The sequence below is a fragment of the Nocardioides malaquae genome, from assembly GCF_015070385.1.
Classification (GTDB): Bacteria; Actinomycetota; Actinomycetes; order Propionibacteriales; family Nocardioidaceae; genus Nocardioides; species Nocardioides malaquae.
This window is the reverse complement of sequence record NZ_JADCSA010000002.1, coordinates 145,336-158,859: the sequence shown is the minus strand read 5'-3', so window position 1 is coordinate 158,859 and position 13,524 is coordinate 145,336. Positions and strand designations below refer to the sequence as shown.

The 13,524-nt window shown below is 70.9% G+C and carries 16 protein-coding genes and 1 tRNA gene; 4 read left to right on the top strand and 13 right to left on the bottom strand.

What is annotated here, in order from left to right; translation table 11 throughout:
* Positions 1 to 11: 11 nt before the first annotated feature.
* From IEQ44_RS02715 to rocD, 5 genes are all read right to left on the bottom strand, one after another.
* On the bottom strand, positions 12 to 1,061 hold the full coding sequence (locus tag IEQ44_RS02715) for a hypothetical protein (RefSeq protein ID WP_193636884.1): 1,050 nt from the start codon (positions 1,059 to 1,061) through the stop codon (positions 12 to 14).
* Between the two features lie 47 nt (positions 1,062 to 1,108).
* Positions 1,109 to 2,485, bottom strand: coding sequence for an HNH endonuclease signature motif containing protein (locus IEQ44_RS02710; RefSeq protein WP_319804458.1), 1,377 nt, complete (start codon positions 2,483 to 2,485; stop codon positions 1,109 to 1,111).
* A 121-nt stretch (positions 2,486 to 2,606) separates the two neighbouring features.
* Complete coding sequence (locus IEQ44_RS02705; RefSeq protein WP_193636883.1) at positions 2,607 to 3,470, bottom strand: thioesterase family protein; 864 nt, start codon at positions 3,468 to 3,470, stop codon at positions 2,607 to 2,609.
* Positions 3,467 to 4,195, bottom strand: a complete 729-nt coding sequence (locus IEQ44_RS02700; protein ID WP_193636882.1) for a GTP pyrophosphokinase — start codon at positions 4,193 to 4,195, stop codon at positions 3,467 to 3,469. Before IEQ44_RS02700 ends, IEQ44_RS02705 begins: the two co-directional genes overlap by 4 nt.
* Before the next feature lie 216 nt (positions 4,196 to 4,411).
* Positions 4,412 to 5,605: an ornithine--oxo-acid transaminase gene (gene rocD / locus IEQ44_RS02695; protein ID WP_319804457.1), complete on the bottom strand. Its 1,194-nt coding sequence runs from the start codon at positions 5,603 to 5,605 to the stop codon at positions 4,412 to 4,414.
* Positions 5,606 to 5,713: 108 nt separating this feature from the next.
* Here rocD and IEQ44_RS02690 point away from each other — a divergent pair, with 108 nt between their 5' ends.
* Entirely contained in the window at positions 5,714 to 6,154 is a 441-nt protein-coding gene (locus IEQ44_RS02690) for an EVE domain-containing protein (protein WP_193636880.1), read from the top strand.
* Here IEQ44_RS02690 and IEQ44_RS02685 read toward each other — a convergent pair.
* From IEQ44_RS02685 to IEQ44_RS02670, 4 genes are all read right to left on the bottom strand, one after another.
* Positions 6,111 to 6,746, bottom strand: a complete 636-nt coding sequence (locus IEQ44_RS02685) for a hypothetical protein (RefSeq protein WP_193636879.1) — start codon at positions 6,744 to 6,746, stop codon at positions 6,111 to 6,113. The two genes, IEQ44_RS02690 and IEQ44_RS02685, sit on opposite strands and share 44 nt — an antisense overlap.
* Before the next feature lie 86 nt (positions 6,747 to 6,832).
* Positions 6,833 to 6,909 (bottom strand) — tRNA-Met (locus IEQ44_RS02680).
* Between the two features lie 71 nt (positions 6,910 to 6,980).
* Positions 6,981 to 7,397 carry a DUF6314 family protein gene (locus IEQ44_RS02675; protein WP_193636878.1) on the bottom strand — a complete coding sequence of 139 codons (417 nt, stop codon included), beginning with the start codon at positions 7,395 to 7,397 and terminating at the stop codon, positions 6,981 to 6,983.
* Between the two features lie 16 nt (positions 7,398 to 7,413).
* Positions 7,414 to 8,337, bottom strand: coding sequence for a LysR family transcriptional regulator (locus IEQ44_RS02670; RefSeq protein WP_319804456.1), 924 nt, complete (start codon positions 8,335 to 8,337; stop codon positions 7,414 to 7,416).
* Between the two features lie 75 nt (positions 8,338 to 8,412).
* On the opposite strand from IEQ44_RS02670, the gene IEQ44_RS02665 reads away from it, so the two are divergent.
* Positions 8,413 to 9,753 (top strand): FAD-dependent oxidoreductase, encoded by a 1,341-nt coding sequence (locus IEQ44_RS02665; RefSeq protein ID WP_193636876.1) that lies wholly within the window; start codon positions 8,413 to 8,415, stop codon positions 9,751 to 9,753.
* Positions 9,754 to 9,848: 95 nt separating this feature from the next.
* Here IEQ44_RS02665 and IEQ44_RS02660 read toward each other — a convergent pair whose 3' ends face one another.
* The 4 genes from IEQ44_RS02660 to IEQ44_RS02645 all read right to left on the bottom strand — a co-directional run bounded on the left by IEQ44_RS02660 (position 9,849) and on the right by IEQ44_RS02645 (position 12,670).
* Complete coding sequence (locus IEQ44_RS02660) at positions 9,849 to 10,019, bottom strand: DUF8730 family Cys-rich protein (protein WP_193636875.1); 171 nt, start codon at positions 10,017 to 10,019, stop codon at positions 9,849 to 9,851.
* Positions 10,020 to 10,093: 74 nt separating this feature from the next.
* Complete coding sequence (locus tag IEQ44_RS02655) at positions 10,094 to 10,915, bottom strand: sulfite exporter TauE/SafE family protein (RefSeq protein WP_193636874.1); 822 nt, start codon at positions 10,913 to 10,915, stop codon at positions 10,094 to 10,096.
* A gap of 1 nt (position 10,916) precedes the next feature.
* Positions 10,917 to 12,371, bottom strand: a complete 1,455-nt coding sequence (locus IEQ44_RS02650; protein WP_227486781.1) for an MBL fold metallo-hydrolase — start codon at positions 12,369 to 12,371, stop codon at positions 10,917 to 10,919.
* A complete protein-coding gene (locus IEQ44_RS02645; protein WP_193636873.1) occupies positions 12,368 to 12,670 on the bottom strand; it encodes a rhodanese-like domain-containing protein in 303 nt (100 codons plus the stop codon). Before IEQ44_RS02645 ends, IEQ44_RS02650 begins: the two co-directional genes overlap by 4 nt.
* Before the next feature lie 142 nt (positions 12,671 to 12,812).
* Between IEQ44_RS02645 and IEQ44_RS02640 the strand changes: the two genes are divergently transcribed.
* Both IEQ44_RS02640 and IEQ44_RS02635 read left to right on the top strand, forming a co-directional pair.
* On the top strand, positions 12,813 to 13,229 hold the full coding sequence (locus IEQ44_RS02640) for a DUF302 domain-containing protein (RefSeq protein ID WP_319804455.1): 417 nt from the start codon (positions 12,813 to 12,815) through the stop codon (positions 13,227 to 13,229).
* Complete coding sequence (locus tag IEQ44_RS02635) at positions 13,229 to 13,495, top strand: metal-sensitive transcriptional regulator (protein WP_193636872.1); 267 nt, start codon at positions 13,229 to 13,231, stop codon at positions 13,493 to 13,495. The genes IEQ44_RS02640 and IEQ44_RS02635 overlap by 1 nt, the downstream gene beginning before the upstream one ends.
* The last annotated feature ends 29 nt before the right edge of the window (positions 13,496 to 13,524 follow it).

The window sequence follows — 13,524 nt, the reverse complement described above, 5'->3', positions numbered from 1 at the left end:
GGCAACCGCGCTCATGGGGAGCGGCGAACCTCCAGGTCGACCTGGATCCCGAGTGCGCGCAGCGTCGCGAGGTCCGCGCACGGGTCGTCGCTCTCCTCAGGATGGCTGACCCGCTGGGACGTGAGTACGTTGGCGGGCGGGGTCGCGGCGTCGTCATCCGCTGGCGTGCGGAGCAGACGACCCACCTGCACGCAGGCGCCAGCGGCCACCAGGTGGGCCAGACCGTGCACGGCGACGATCCGGGCGCGGACCACACCCTGAGCGTGGGCGACGACCACGTCGACCTCGTGACCGCCGGAGCGCTGCCCGGTTCGGGGCCGCAGGATGCGGGCACGCCAGGCGGCGGGCAGGAAGCGCCAGGCGCCTGATCCGACGAGCAGCGCAAGCCAGACGTTGGTCCGGCCCTCGGCGAAGGCGACCCGCACCGCTGCGGAACGACTCGCCCCGGTCTCCACCAGGGTCTCCTGCTCGGGGCTGGCGACGCGTCGGGCCCGGCGTCGTCCGTGCGCGAAGTCGACGGCACGCGGCTCACCGAGTCCTCGCACCAGACGTCGTTGCCCACCCTCGTAGACCATGAAGCTGCGGTGCAGCCCAGCGAACCGGCGCCACCATGCGTCCCCAGCACGATCGCCGGGCGCCAGCAGGGCGGCGACCTCCACATGGTCGGCGGGCGGACCACCCACCTCCTGGCACGCTGCAGCCACGACGACGGCAGCCGCCCCTCCGCCCCAGCCCGAAGCGGCGACCAGCGTGCCGGCCCTCATGGCGGTCCGGGCCCGGTCGACCGCGGCGATCGACCGATGCACGTCGACCACAGGCACTCCGGATGCGAGACACGCCACCAGCACCCGGTCGTCCGGGTCGGCATCGGTGACCACGGCGACGGCCGGGCGCGGCTCGACCCCCACCCGGGCCACCGCCTCGCGCACGTCGACCCGGTCGGGCGTGGCAATCGCGTGCTCGGTCAGCATCGTCGCCGTGGCGTCGCCCCACGGCCCCCGGCCGACGACCATCGCGACGGGAAGGCTCACCGGAGCGTCGCCGTCACGGGGAGAAGTCACGTCGAAACCCTAGTCGGCACCACACGGCGCCGGCCTGACACGACCCGCTACCTCCGTCGGTGGAAGCGGTAGTCGCCGGAGGCGAGTCGGGTCATGTCGTAGGTGTCGTCGTGCGCGCGGTGGTGGTGCCGTGAGCAGAGCAGCAGTGCGTTGTCGAGATCGGTCGCGCCGCCGTGTGACCACGGGATGAGGTGATGGGCTTCGGTCCAGGTGCCGAGGATCGTGCATCCCTCGGCGCGGCAGGTCTCGTCCCGTAGCAACAGGGCCCGACGTTGGGCCTTGGTGAACAACCGGGCGCCGCGGCCGAGGTCCAGGACCTCGGAGTCGGTGCCGAGCACCGCGGGGATGATCCGGGCGTTGCACGCGAGCCGGCGGGCCTGGGCGGCGGTGAGGGTGTCGAACCCGTCACCGGGGGTGCCGTTGTCCAGCGACGCGACCCCGAGGCCGGTCTTCAACGCGTCGAAGCTGATGGTGACGGTGACGTTGGTGGCGTCACCGCCATGAAGCGGCAACCGTGCCGGGTCGAGGGTCTCCAACAGCTGTCCGAACGCCTCGGCCAACCGACGAGGGTGATTGACCACGAGCCCGGTGCCCTGCTGCCCGGTGCCCTGCTTCTCGGCCTGGGCCTGCTCGTCGGTGGTGCTACGGACCGCTCCGTCGGACAACCGGGGGTTGGTGAAGGCGTGCAGGTAGGTCGACAACCGGGCCGCGACCGCATCGGGCACCACCCCGCTGATGCGGGTGAGTCCGTCGCCCAGGGCTCGCATCTTCAGGCGTTGCTTCTCAGCGGCGTGCTTCTCCGCTTCTTCGAGCTTGCGGCGTTCCTCGTCCTCGAACCGGTCAGGGTCGACCAGCTCCAGGATCCGGCGCCCGAGCTTGGCCAGGTCGGCCGGGTCGTGGACCTCGGCGAGTCGCACGAGCTCGGCCTCCGCGAGCGCCGCGACCTCGGGCTCGATGCCGTCCGGTAGCTCACCCAACGCGCCAGCGATCACGCGCGCCTGAGCCACGTTGACCCGTGCTTCCCGCAGCCCGGCTGCCAGCACCGGCAGCTCCTCCAGCGCGACCGCGAGCTTCAGGTCGGTCGTGGCGTCAGCGCGGCGTACATGGGCGTGGTGGGCCAGCCACGGCGCAACCGAGTGGAACCCCTGGGCCTCAGCGACGTCCTGCGAGGACGCCATCACCCGCAACCGGAGCTCCGTCAACTGGCTCTCCAGAGCCACCGAGCGCCGCAACGCCTCGGCCTTCTCCTCGGTGCTCATGAAGATCGGGTTCACCTCGGCCAACGCCTTCAGCTCGGCCTCGATCACCGCACACGCAGCCAACACTCGCGACACCCGAGCCACCCCCAGCCTGCTTCGACGACACCACTCCACAGCGGTCTGCACGTCGTTGCTCCTGGAGGCCCGGACACCCGGGACGATCACGTCACCCTCGCAACTGGCGCCACCGTCTCCGGATCCCCCACGCGAGCGGGAGCCGGTGTCCTGAGTGACGACCTACGACCAACCTATCGAACACCAGTTCGAATCGCAAGCCATGGTCGGTTCAGGCGTCGAAGGGCCCGTGGCGCTCCACCAGCAGGGTCTGCGCGATCCGGCCGACCGGCCCGTTGCTCCCGTGCAACGAGGCCGCGCTCAGCCCGATGCCGTCCGGGCCGACGGACGTCTCGGCTCGGATACCGGTCCACTCCCCCGCCGGCTGAGCGTGCAGGTGCACCGTGACGTCGGCGTTGAGGAAGGTGTGGACCAGCGGGTCCAGCCGGGCACCGACGCCGTTGGCCACGTCGGCCACCGTCATCAGCCGCACGGTGGGCGTGGTCTCCTCGCCCTCCACCAAGGGTCTCAGCAGCTTGATCCACGCCATGGTGGGCTGACCGGGCTCGTCGCCACTCTCGGTGATGTGCCAGTGGACCGAGGAGATGAAGCCGGTGCGCGGCCAGATGTCCGGCAGGTGGAGGCCGGTGTCCACGACTCCCACGTCGTCAGGCACGGCGATGACGGGGTCGGCGTGCCGCTCCACGTCGTCCGTGGGCTGGGTCGCCAGACGCCAGGCGGAAGCGGTCGCCGCGGGACGCCACTCCCCCGATTCGTCGCGCGCCTCCAGGCTCGCCTGCACGAGCTCGATGCGACGGCCGGGGCGCACCACGCGCGCCTGCACCCGGACCTCGTCGACCGGCACCGGCCCGAGGATCTCGACGGCGATCCGACTCAACCGGGTGCCCACCCGCGGCTGGCAGCGCTCGATCGCACGCGTCAGGATGCCGCAGACCGGTCCGCCGTGCTGGATCGGACCCCACGCGCTCAGCACACCCTCGCTGGAGGAGAAGGTCTCCACGACCGTGCCGTCGGCCTCCTCCTCGGTCTTGAGCAGGACGTACAGGCCGTCGCCGCCGCCAGAAGTGAGGGTCATGGGTGGCTCCTGTCGGCGAGCGAGTGGACCTCGGAGCGCAGCTGGTCCATCTGGACGTCCAGGGCCGCAGCCGTCGCCGCGACCTGGCTGAGGGTGCGGCTCAGGTGCTCGGGCACGTCACCGTCGTACTTGTAGTAGATCTTGTGCTCGACGCTCGCCCAGAAGTCCATGGCGATGGTGCGCACCTGGACCTCCACCGGCACGTCGACGGTGCGGTCGGAGAGGAAGACCGGCACCGACACCACGAGGTGGAGGCTCTGGTAGCCGTTCGGCTTGGGGTCGGCGATGTAGTCCTTGCGAGCCAGCAACGTGACGTCGCGCTGCCCGACGATCATCTCCGCGAAGCGGTACGTGTCCTCGACGAAGGCAGTCGTCACGCGGATGCCGGCGACGTCACGGATCTCCTCGCGAATCGTCTCGAGGTCGGGACCGCAGCCGGTGCGTCGCGCCTTCTCGGCCAGCGACTCCAACGACTTCAGGCGCGACTTCACGTGCTCGATCGGGCTGTAGTCGTGGACGAGCTCGAACTCCTCGCGCAGGATGTTGATCTTCGTCTCGACCTCGTCGAGGGCGAACTTGTACTCCATCATGAAGGTCGACAGCCGGGTGTGGACCTCGCGGACCACCTCGTTGGGATCCCGGCCGGTGGCGTCGACCCCGGCCAGCACCCCCAGCGGCCCGTAGACGTCGCCGGTGACGGCAGGGTCGGGCGGAGTCAGCGACATGTTCCCCATTATGGGTGGCGACACCAGAGCCCCGCCGCGCTTCGGCTCCTGTCGACGTCGGGGTGGACCAGACCACTTCCTCCGACGAATGAGACTTCTTCCACATTTGATGTCATCGGCAGCCGGTCGTGTTGCACACTGGGACCAGACCCCGCTGGCGACCCGAGACGCCGGCGGGGTCTTCCAATTGTGCCGGCCCCGCAGCCGCGACAGGTGTCAGGCACCCAGGCCAGCGAGGGCGCCTTCCAGCGCATCGAGCCCGAAGTGCAGGTCTGCCTCGTCGATCGTGAGCGGCGGCGAGAGCCGCAACGTCGATCCGTGGGTGTCCTTCGCCAGCACCCCGCGCGCCACCAGTGCCTCGCAGACGTCGCGTCCGGTCCCCAGCCGGGGGTCGACGTCCAGCCCTGCCCAGAGGCCCTGCGTACGCACCTGCGTGAGGCCGCGCCCCACGAGCGGCTCCAGCCGCTCGGCCAGCACCCGCCCGAGGCTGGCCGCCCGGTCTTGCGGTTCGCCGGTGCGCAGCATCTCGACCACCGCCAGACCCACTGCACAGGCAAGCGGGTTGCCGCCGAAGGTGGAACCGTGCTGTCCGGCCCGGAGCACCCGGAGCACGGCGGCGTCCCCGACCACCGCGGAGGCCGGGACGACGCCGCCGCCCAGGGCCTTTCCGAGGACGTACAGGTCGGCCTCCACCCCGACGACCTCGCACGCCAGCGTGGTGCCGGTGCGGCCCAGCCCCGACTGCACCTCGTCAGCCACCATCAGCACGTCGTGGGCAGTGCAGAGCTCGCGCACCCGGGGCAGGTAGTCGGGCGGCGGAATGAGGACACCGGCCTCGCCCTGCACCGGTTCGAGCAGGACCGCCGCGGTGCGTGGCGTGATCGCTGCCTCCAGCGCCGCGGCGTCGCCGAAGGGCACCGTCACGAAGCCGGGAGCGAAGGGACCGAAGCCCCCGCGCGCGTCGGGGTCGTCGGAGAAGCCGACGATCGTGGTCGTGCGCCCGTGGAAGTTGCCGGACATCACGATGATCTCGGCGGTGTCGGCCGGCACCCCCTTGACCTCGTAGGCCCACTTGCGTGCGACCTTGATCGCCGTCTCGACGGCCTCGGCGCCGGTGTTCATCGGCACCATCATGTCCTTGCCCACGAGGTCGGTGAGGGCCGTGGCGAACTCCTCCAGCAGGTCGTGGTCGAACGCCCGGCTGACGAGCGTCAGGCGCTCGAGCTGCTGACGCGCGGCGGCGAGCACCGAGGCGTTGGCGTGCCCGAAGTTCATCGCCGAGTAGGCGCCCAGCATGTCGAGGAACCTGCGCCCCTCCACGTCGGTGACCCACGCCCCCTCCGCAGTGGAGGCAACGACCGGGAGCGGGTGGTAGTTCTGCGCGAGTCGGGACTGGGGCGAGAGCAACACGGACGACCTCCTGGTCTGCGGCGTCCCAGCGCACCACGCCTCCCCTCGACCCGCAAGGGCTGTGGATGACCACGGACGACTCCGCTCAGCTCGCCCTACTCTCAACCCATGCCCCAGACCTTCCTTCTGACCTACAACCCCACCCGCTGGGACTGGACCGACCGCGAGGAGACGCTCAGGGCGATCCAGACCTCGAAGTCCCGAGGGTTCCTCCATCGCTGGTCCGCCGGCCCACATCCCCGTCGCATCGGCCCGGGCGACGAGGTCTACCTCCTGCGCCAGGGACCGGAACCGAGGGGAATCATTGCGTCTGGCGAGGTGGTCTCAGAGGTGCAGCAGGACAAGCACTGGGACGAGGACCAGGGCTTGGCGAACTACGTCGAGGTCCGATGGACCACCGCGGTGGCCGCCGACGACCCCCTGCCGCTTGCAGCGCTCAAGGAGGTCGCGCCCGGCCAGAACTGGCACCCTCGCGCGGGCGGCACACAGCTGCGCGACGACGTCGTCACCGCGGTGGACCAGCTGTGGCGCGACCACGCGGGTCGGTGAGGATCGTCGTCACGACCGTGGTCACCGCCGGCGTGCGAGGTGAGGAGCTGAACCCGAAGCGGCACGCCGGGTCGACGGGCGCCAGCGAGCCCAGGTCCGCGCCGGCGAAGCACCCGTGGGCCGCGGTGATCCGTCGGACGTCGGTCGCACCGTAGATCTCCGTACGCCCTCCTCCGGCGCTGCCGCGCGTGCGTACACCACGCATGACGACCCGGGCCACCGGGTCGGTGACCCGGGACCACGCCGGCGCCGTGGCCAGGCGGGGCGGGACGAGACGCACCAACCGCCCCAGCGGCGTCCGGCCTCCCACGGTGAGGCGCAGCCGCAGCGACGGGGTCTCGACGACCCACCCCGTCGGGGAGTCGGAGACCACGACGGACTCCACCCGGACCTCGTCGAAGTGGTAGGTCGTGGCCACGAAGTGCGCGACCTGCTCGCTGGGAGCCAGCAGCAGCCGGTGGCCCGTGGCCGTCTCCACCATCACGTCGGCGAACGCGCCCAGCGGCGACGCGGACCACCGCCCCACGACCGCGCGCAGTCCGCTGGTCGTGCCGACGCCGGCGATGTGGCCCTCGAAGCGGAGGCGGTGCATAGCAGCGACGCTACCCACCCCATGAAGCGCGCGGTCCGATCGGAGAAGCACGAAGGCCCGGATCCTGAGGATCCGGGCCTTCGTCGTGGTAGCGGGGACAGGATTTGAACCTGCGACCTCTGGATTATGAGCCCAGCGAGCTACCGAACTGCTCCACCCCGCGTCGTGAGACCAACAGTACGGGGTCACCCCCACAGGTCCAAATCCGGGGGGTGTCGATCTCGGAACCGGGCCTCAGGCCCGACGCAGCCGGGTCACCATCTCGTAGTCCTTCGTCGGTCCGCTGACCCGCCAGGTCACGCTCCAGGCACCATCCGCGTCGAGGCCGAGCTCGACCGTCCCGCGGTAGGTGTCCGCGCCACAGAGGTGGACCACCTCTCCCCCGGGCTGCCACGGATGGAAGTCGCGCCCGTCCTCGAAGGTGACGACCCAGCCCTCGTCCCCCGGCACCAGTCGGAGCACCCGGCTCACCAGCAGCTCGAGACCTCCGCGGCGCATCACGCCTTCCTCCGACCAGCGGATGCCGTGCCCGTCCTCCGACAGGAGCGTGGAGCCCGTGACGTGGACCGCCTCACCGGCGCGTCGGTCGTCGACGACCCGCTCGAAGGCCCAGGTCCCGAGCAGCTGCCGCGGATCGGCGTCGGAGGTCACGGCGCGAGCGTACGCCTCACCCTGCGGTCCGCGCGGCGAGTGCGACGAGGTCGCGCGCCGGGCCCTGCGGGGGTTGGGCGCCGCCGTTCCAAACGGCGTGCAGCACCCGGGTGAGGTCGACGCCGGCGACGTGCACGGCCACCAGCCGCCGGGTGGCGATGTCGTCACGCACGGCGTGCCGCCCCAGCACGGCGGGGCCGGCCCCCGCCGCCACCGCGGACCGGACGGCCATCGTGCTGGAGAACTCGAGCACGGGCGGCGCCATCTGGTGGTCGGCCAACGCCCGCTCCAGCACGGTGCGGGTGCCGGAGCCCACCTCCCGGACCACCAGCGGCGTGGACGCCAGCTGCCGCGCCGAGACCGGGCGCCGACCCCGCTGGGCCCACGGGTGCGACGGGCCGACGACGACCACGAGCTCGTCGACGCCGACTTGGCGGCAGCGCAGGCCCTGCGGGGCCTCCGGTCCTTCCACGAAGCCGAGGTCCACCGTGCCGGAGCGGACGAGGTCGACCACAGTGGCGGAGTTCGTCGCCGTCATGGTCAGCTCCGGCGCCTCCTGCCCCGCGCGTACGCGGGCCGCACGCAGGGCGACCATCCACCCCGGCAGCAGGTGCTCGGCGATCGTCAGGCTGGCGGCGACGGCCAGGTGACCACGCCGGTTGATCTTCAGGGCGGCGATCCCCGTGTCGAGCTCCTCGGCGGCCTCGACGACGCGGGCGGCCCACTGCGCGACGAGCTCACCCATGCGCGTCAGCTCCGAGCCGCGCTTGCTGCGCACCAGCAGGGGCTCACCGACCAGGCTCTCCATCGTCTGGATCCGCGAGCTCGCCGCCTGCTGGGTGATGCCCAGCTGGATGGCCGCCGCCCCCATGCTGCGGGTGCGTGCAACGGTCAGCAGGAGCTCCAGCGCGCGCAGGTCCGGGACGTGGGGTGACAACACTCTCACAAGAGTATCTTGTGACGACCCAAGCGTGACCTCGTTGTGAGCCATTGAACGATCACGCAGGCTTGAGCCATGACTCTTCGTGTTGCCGTGGTGGGCGCTGGCCCCGCCGGTATCTATGCCGCTGACATCCTCACCAAGTCCGAGGCCGACGTCTCCGTCGACCTCATCGAGCGCCTCCCCGCGCCGTTCGGACTGGTGCGGTACGGCGTCGCTCCCGACCACCCGCGCATCAAGGAGATCATCAAGGCGCTGCAGCGCATCATCGCCAAGCCCGAGGTCCGCCTCCTGGCCAACGTCGACCTCGGCAACGACCTCAAGGTCGAGGAGCTCCGCGAGTTCTACGACGCCGTCATCATCGCCACCGGCGCGATGGCCGACCGCGACCTCAACGTCCCCGGCGAGGACCTGAAGCGCTCCTACGGCGCCGCCGACTTCGTCTCCTGGTATGACTCGCACCCCGACGTCGCCCAGACCTGGGACTTCGGCGACGGCACCCACACCGCCGTGATCGGTGTCGGCAACGTCGCCCTCGACGTGGCCCGCGTGCTCGCCAAGACCGCCGACGAGATGCTGGTGACCGACATCCCGCCGCAGGTCTACGCCGGCCTGAAGTCGAAGAAGATCACCGACGTCCACGTCTTCGCCCGTCGCGGTCCGGCCTACGCCAAGTTCTCCCCGATGGAGCTGCGCGAGCTCAACCACTCGCCCAACGTCGAGGTCATCGTGCACCCCGAGGGCTTCGAGGTCGACGACCACTCGATGGAGCACATCGCCAAGCACAAGACCCACAAGCTCGTGCTCGACATCCTCGCCAACTGGGTCGGCCGCGACCTCGAGGGCAAGCCGCACCGCATCCACCTCCACTTCATGGAGTCCCCCACCGAGATCCTCGGTGAGGACGGCGAGGTCGTTGGCCTGCGCACCGAGCGCACCGAGCTCGTCGGCGACGGCTCCGTGCGCGGCACCGGTCAGTTCACCGACTGGCCCGTGCAGTCGGTCTACCGCGCCGTCGGCTACGCCTCCTCCGCCCTGCCCGACGTGCCGTTCGACAGCCGCAACCTGGTCATCCCCAACGAGGGTGGCCGGGTGCTCGACCTGGACGGCAACCCGATCCCCGGCACCTTCGTCACCGGGTGGATCAAGCGCGGCCCGGTCGGCCTCATCGGCCACACCAAGTCCGACGCCGCCGAGACCGTCGGCCACGTCCTGGCCGACACCACCGAGACCGCGACGGCCCGCACCACCGACGACGTCGACGCCTTCCTGCGCGAGCGCGGCGTCGACTTCATCACGATCGAGGACTGGGAGCGGATCGACGCCCACGAGATCTCCCTGGGTGAGGCCGAGCAGCGTCTGCGCGTGAAGCTTCCCACCCGGGAGCAGATGATCGGTGCGGCCCGCGACGCCTGAACCGCGACGGCCTGAACCGCCGTACGACGAACGCCGCTGCCGCCCGGAGTGATCCGGGCGGCAGCGGCATGTCTACCTTCGGGGCTGGTGAAAGCTCAGCGCCCGAAGAGGCGACCGAACCAGCCGCCCCCGCCGGCGCGCTCCTCGGGAGCGTGCCCGGAGCACCACTGGTTGGCGGGCACGGCTGCCTTGACCTGGGCGACGTGCTGGCCGCAACCGGCCCACGTGGTCTTCTGGCAGGTCTTGCAGGTGACGGGTCGGCACATGGGTTTCTCCTTGATTTTCCTGGGGGTTCTACGAGTGGGTCTTGCAGTGGGTCCTACGGGGTCGGCTCGCCGTGTCAGACGAGTCCGGGCAACGCCCGCGCAGCCATGAACACGGCCACGGCGAGCACGAGCACGGTGAAGGCGGCCTGGAGCTTCCCGGTGTCGATCCGGGCTGCCAGCCGCGCGCCCACCACGGCGGCGAGCGCAGAGGCGACGGTGAGGGTGAGGACGGCACCCCAGTCCGGGCGTACGTCCGCCCCGGCGCGCACCGCCAGGGCGACGGCGCTGGTCACGGCGATGACGACCAGCGACGTACCCACGGCGTGACGCATCTGCAGGCCGAGCGCCAGCACGAGGGCGGGCACCACGACGAACCCGCCACCCACACCGAGGAAGCCGGTCAAGGCACCGACGACGGTCGCGGTGACCAGGATCTTGAGCGCCCGCGGGCAGTGGCACGCGAACGTCGGACTGAAGGTGATGATCGGGTCGTCCGTGGGTGGCACGTCCGACTCCGTCGGCCGGCCGCGGCGTCCACGGACCTGCTTGACGACCAGCATCGCCCCGACGACCAGCATCAGCGCCGCGAAGGCCGCCAGCAGGACGTCGCCGGAGACGCGCGTCGACATCGCCGCCCCGAGGACCGCACCTCCGGTCGCGACCATGCCGAAGACGAGGCCCTGGCCGAGCCTGACGTTGCCGGAGCGGTGGGCGGTCACGGCACCGATCACCGCCGTCACCCCCACCACGACCAGCGAACCGGTGGTGGCCTGCGCCGCGTCCTGGCCCAACAGGTAGACCAGGACCGGCACCGCGAGGATGGATCCGCCGCCGCCCAGCGCGCCCAGCGAGAGGCCGATGAGCACGCCGGCGACGACGGCCAGGGCGACGGTCATGTCAGGCGTCGACCTCGGCCTCGCTGCCGACGAGCGGCAGTCCCGCCGCGGCTGCGTTGTCGAAGGAGTCGTCGACCGCGACGAGCTCGGCTCCCGCGGCCGCGAGGAACGACGCCGCCACCGAGGCTCGGTAGCCACCGGCGCAGTGGACCCAGACCTCACCGGCGGGCACCTCGTCGAGGCGGCGCGGCAACTCGTGGATGGGGATGTTGACCGCGCCCTCGATGGCGGACTTCTCGAACTCGTCGGAGCGGCGCACGTCGAGCACCACGACGTCGCGGTGGTGGCGCACCTGCGCCAGGTCGGCGAACGTCGCGGTGCGGTGGCTCTGCAGCTCCCGGTCGCTCCACCGCTCGGGACCACCGGTGGCCTGGGCGGCCGGGCGGTCGATCCCAATGCGCACCAGCTCACGCTGGGCCTCGGCGACGTCGTCGGCTGTCTCACCCAGCAGGGTCACGGGCGTGCCCCACTCGATCAGCCACCCGAGGTAGGTGGAGAAGGCACCGTCGAGACCGAAGTTGAGCGTGCCCGGCGCGTGGCCGGCCGCGAAGGCGGTGCGGGTGCGCAGGTCGACGACCCACTCCCCCGCCTCAATGCGGCGGCGCAGCTCGCCCGCGTCGGCCTCCTGCACCGGTGACAAGTCAGGCGCGTCAGGTCCGGCGGCGTTGGCGGGTCCCATGTGGGCGTAGTAGGCCGGCCAGGCGCCGAGTCCGTCGAGCAGCTCGCGGACGTAGGTCTCCTCGTCCTGCGTCAGCACCGGGTTGGAGCGTTTCTCGTCCCCGATCGTGGAGGAGGTGGCCTCGGACTGGGTGGCCGAGCAGAAGGAGCCGAATCCGTGGGTCGGGTAGACCTCCGCGGAGTCGGGCAGCTCGGTGGCCAGCCGGTGGGCGGAGGCGTGCTGGTGGCGGACCAGTGCGTCGGTGTGGTCGGGGCCCAGGAGGTCGGGACGCCCGGTGGCGCCGTAGAGCAACGAGCCACCGGTGAAGACGGCGTACGGCTGGTCGCCGTCGGGGCCCGTGGTTTTGAGCGCGTACGACAGGTGGGTGAAGGTGTGGCCCGGCGTGGCAATCGCACGGACCTTCATCGTCTCACCGACGGCGACGACCTCGTCGTCGCTGATCGGCGTGCGGTCGTAGGCGACGTCGTCCGCGGCGTTGACCAGGTAGGCGGCACCGGTCTCACGGGCCAGCGCGAGCCCGCCGGTGACGTAGTCGTTGTGGATGTGGGTCTCGAAGACGTGGGTCAGACGGACCCCGTCGGCCTCGAGGAGGGCCAGGACCCGGTCGATGTCGCGCTGCGGGTCCACGATGAAGGCGACCTCGCCGTCGTGCACCAGATAGGTGCGGTCGCCCAGCGACGGGGTCTCGAGGGTGCGGACGGTGAGTCGAGCACCGGAGGGGTGCTCCTCGGTGTCGGTGGCCAAGGTGTCGATGTCGGGGTTCATCTCGTTCCTCATTTCTCGATCGGGTGGCCGGCGCGGATCCAGGCACTGGTCCCGCCCGCGACGTTGACGGCGTCGAAGCCAGCGGCCGACAGGACGTCGGTCATGGCAGAGCTGCGGTTGCCCGAGGCGCACACCACGTGGACGGGCTGGGTGCGGTCGAGTTCGTCGAGGCGGCTCGTGAGCCGCCCCATCGGGAGGTTGACCGCACCCGGGACGTGGCCCTCACGGAACTCCTGGGGCTCGCGTACGTCCACGAACGCGCCGCCCTCTGCGTGCACCGCGGCTGCTCGGTCGATGTCGATCTCACGCATTCCGGGTCGTCTCCTCATTCTTGCTGTCATCAACCCCCCAGGGGGATGTCGCATACAGTAGCAGAACCCCCCAGGGGGTTGTACAGTTGTCGGAGACAAGGCGCGTCAGGCGCGCCCACATCACTGCAGAGGAGGGTCCCCAGTGCCGGACTACACCATGCGTACGACCGTCCGCCGCCCCTACGAGGGGACCGTCGCCCGGGTTCGCGACGAGCTCGTCGAGGCAGGATTCGGGGTCCTGACGGAGGTCGACCTGCGCGCGACCCTGAAGAAGAAGTTGGACGTCGACGTCGCCCCGCAGGTCATCCTCGGGGCCTGCCGACCACAGTTGGCCCACCAGGCCCTGCAGGTGGAGCCCGCGATCGCCACCCTCCTGCCCTGCAACGTGGTGGTGCGAGCTCTCGACGAGGAGACCACCGTGGTCGAGGCCTTCGACCCGCGGGCCATGGTCACCCTCGGCGGGGGCGACGAGGCCGGCGAAGCCCTGCGCGAGGTCGCCACCGACGCCCGCGAACGACTCAGCGCCATGTTGGCGCGACTGGAAGAAGGAACTGACTGATGGACCTGGACCCCACCGACATCAAGGCGATCATCACCCGCATGAAGCGGGCCAACGGTCACCTGGCCAGCGTGATCCGCATGCTCGAGGAGGGCTCGGACTGCGAGTCGGCCCTCACGCAGCTGGCTGCGGTCAACAAGGCGCTCTCGCGGGCCGGTTACGCCCTCGTGGCGACCGGGCTGCAGCAGTGCCTGGCCGAGAGCGACGAGGGACTCGACGGCGTCGACGCCAAGAAGATGGAGAAGCTCTTCCTCTCCCTCGCCTGAGCCACCTCTCCCCCACCCTCACCCCGTCC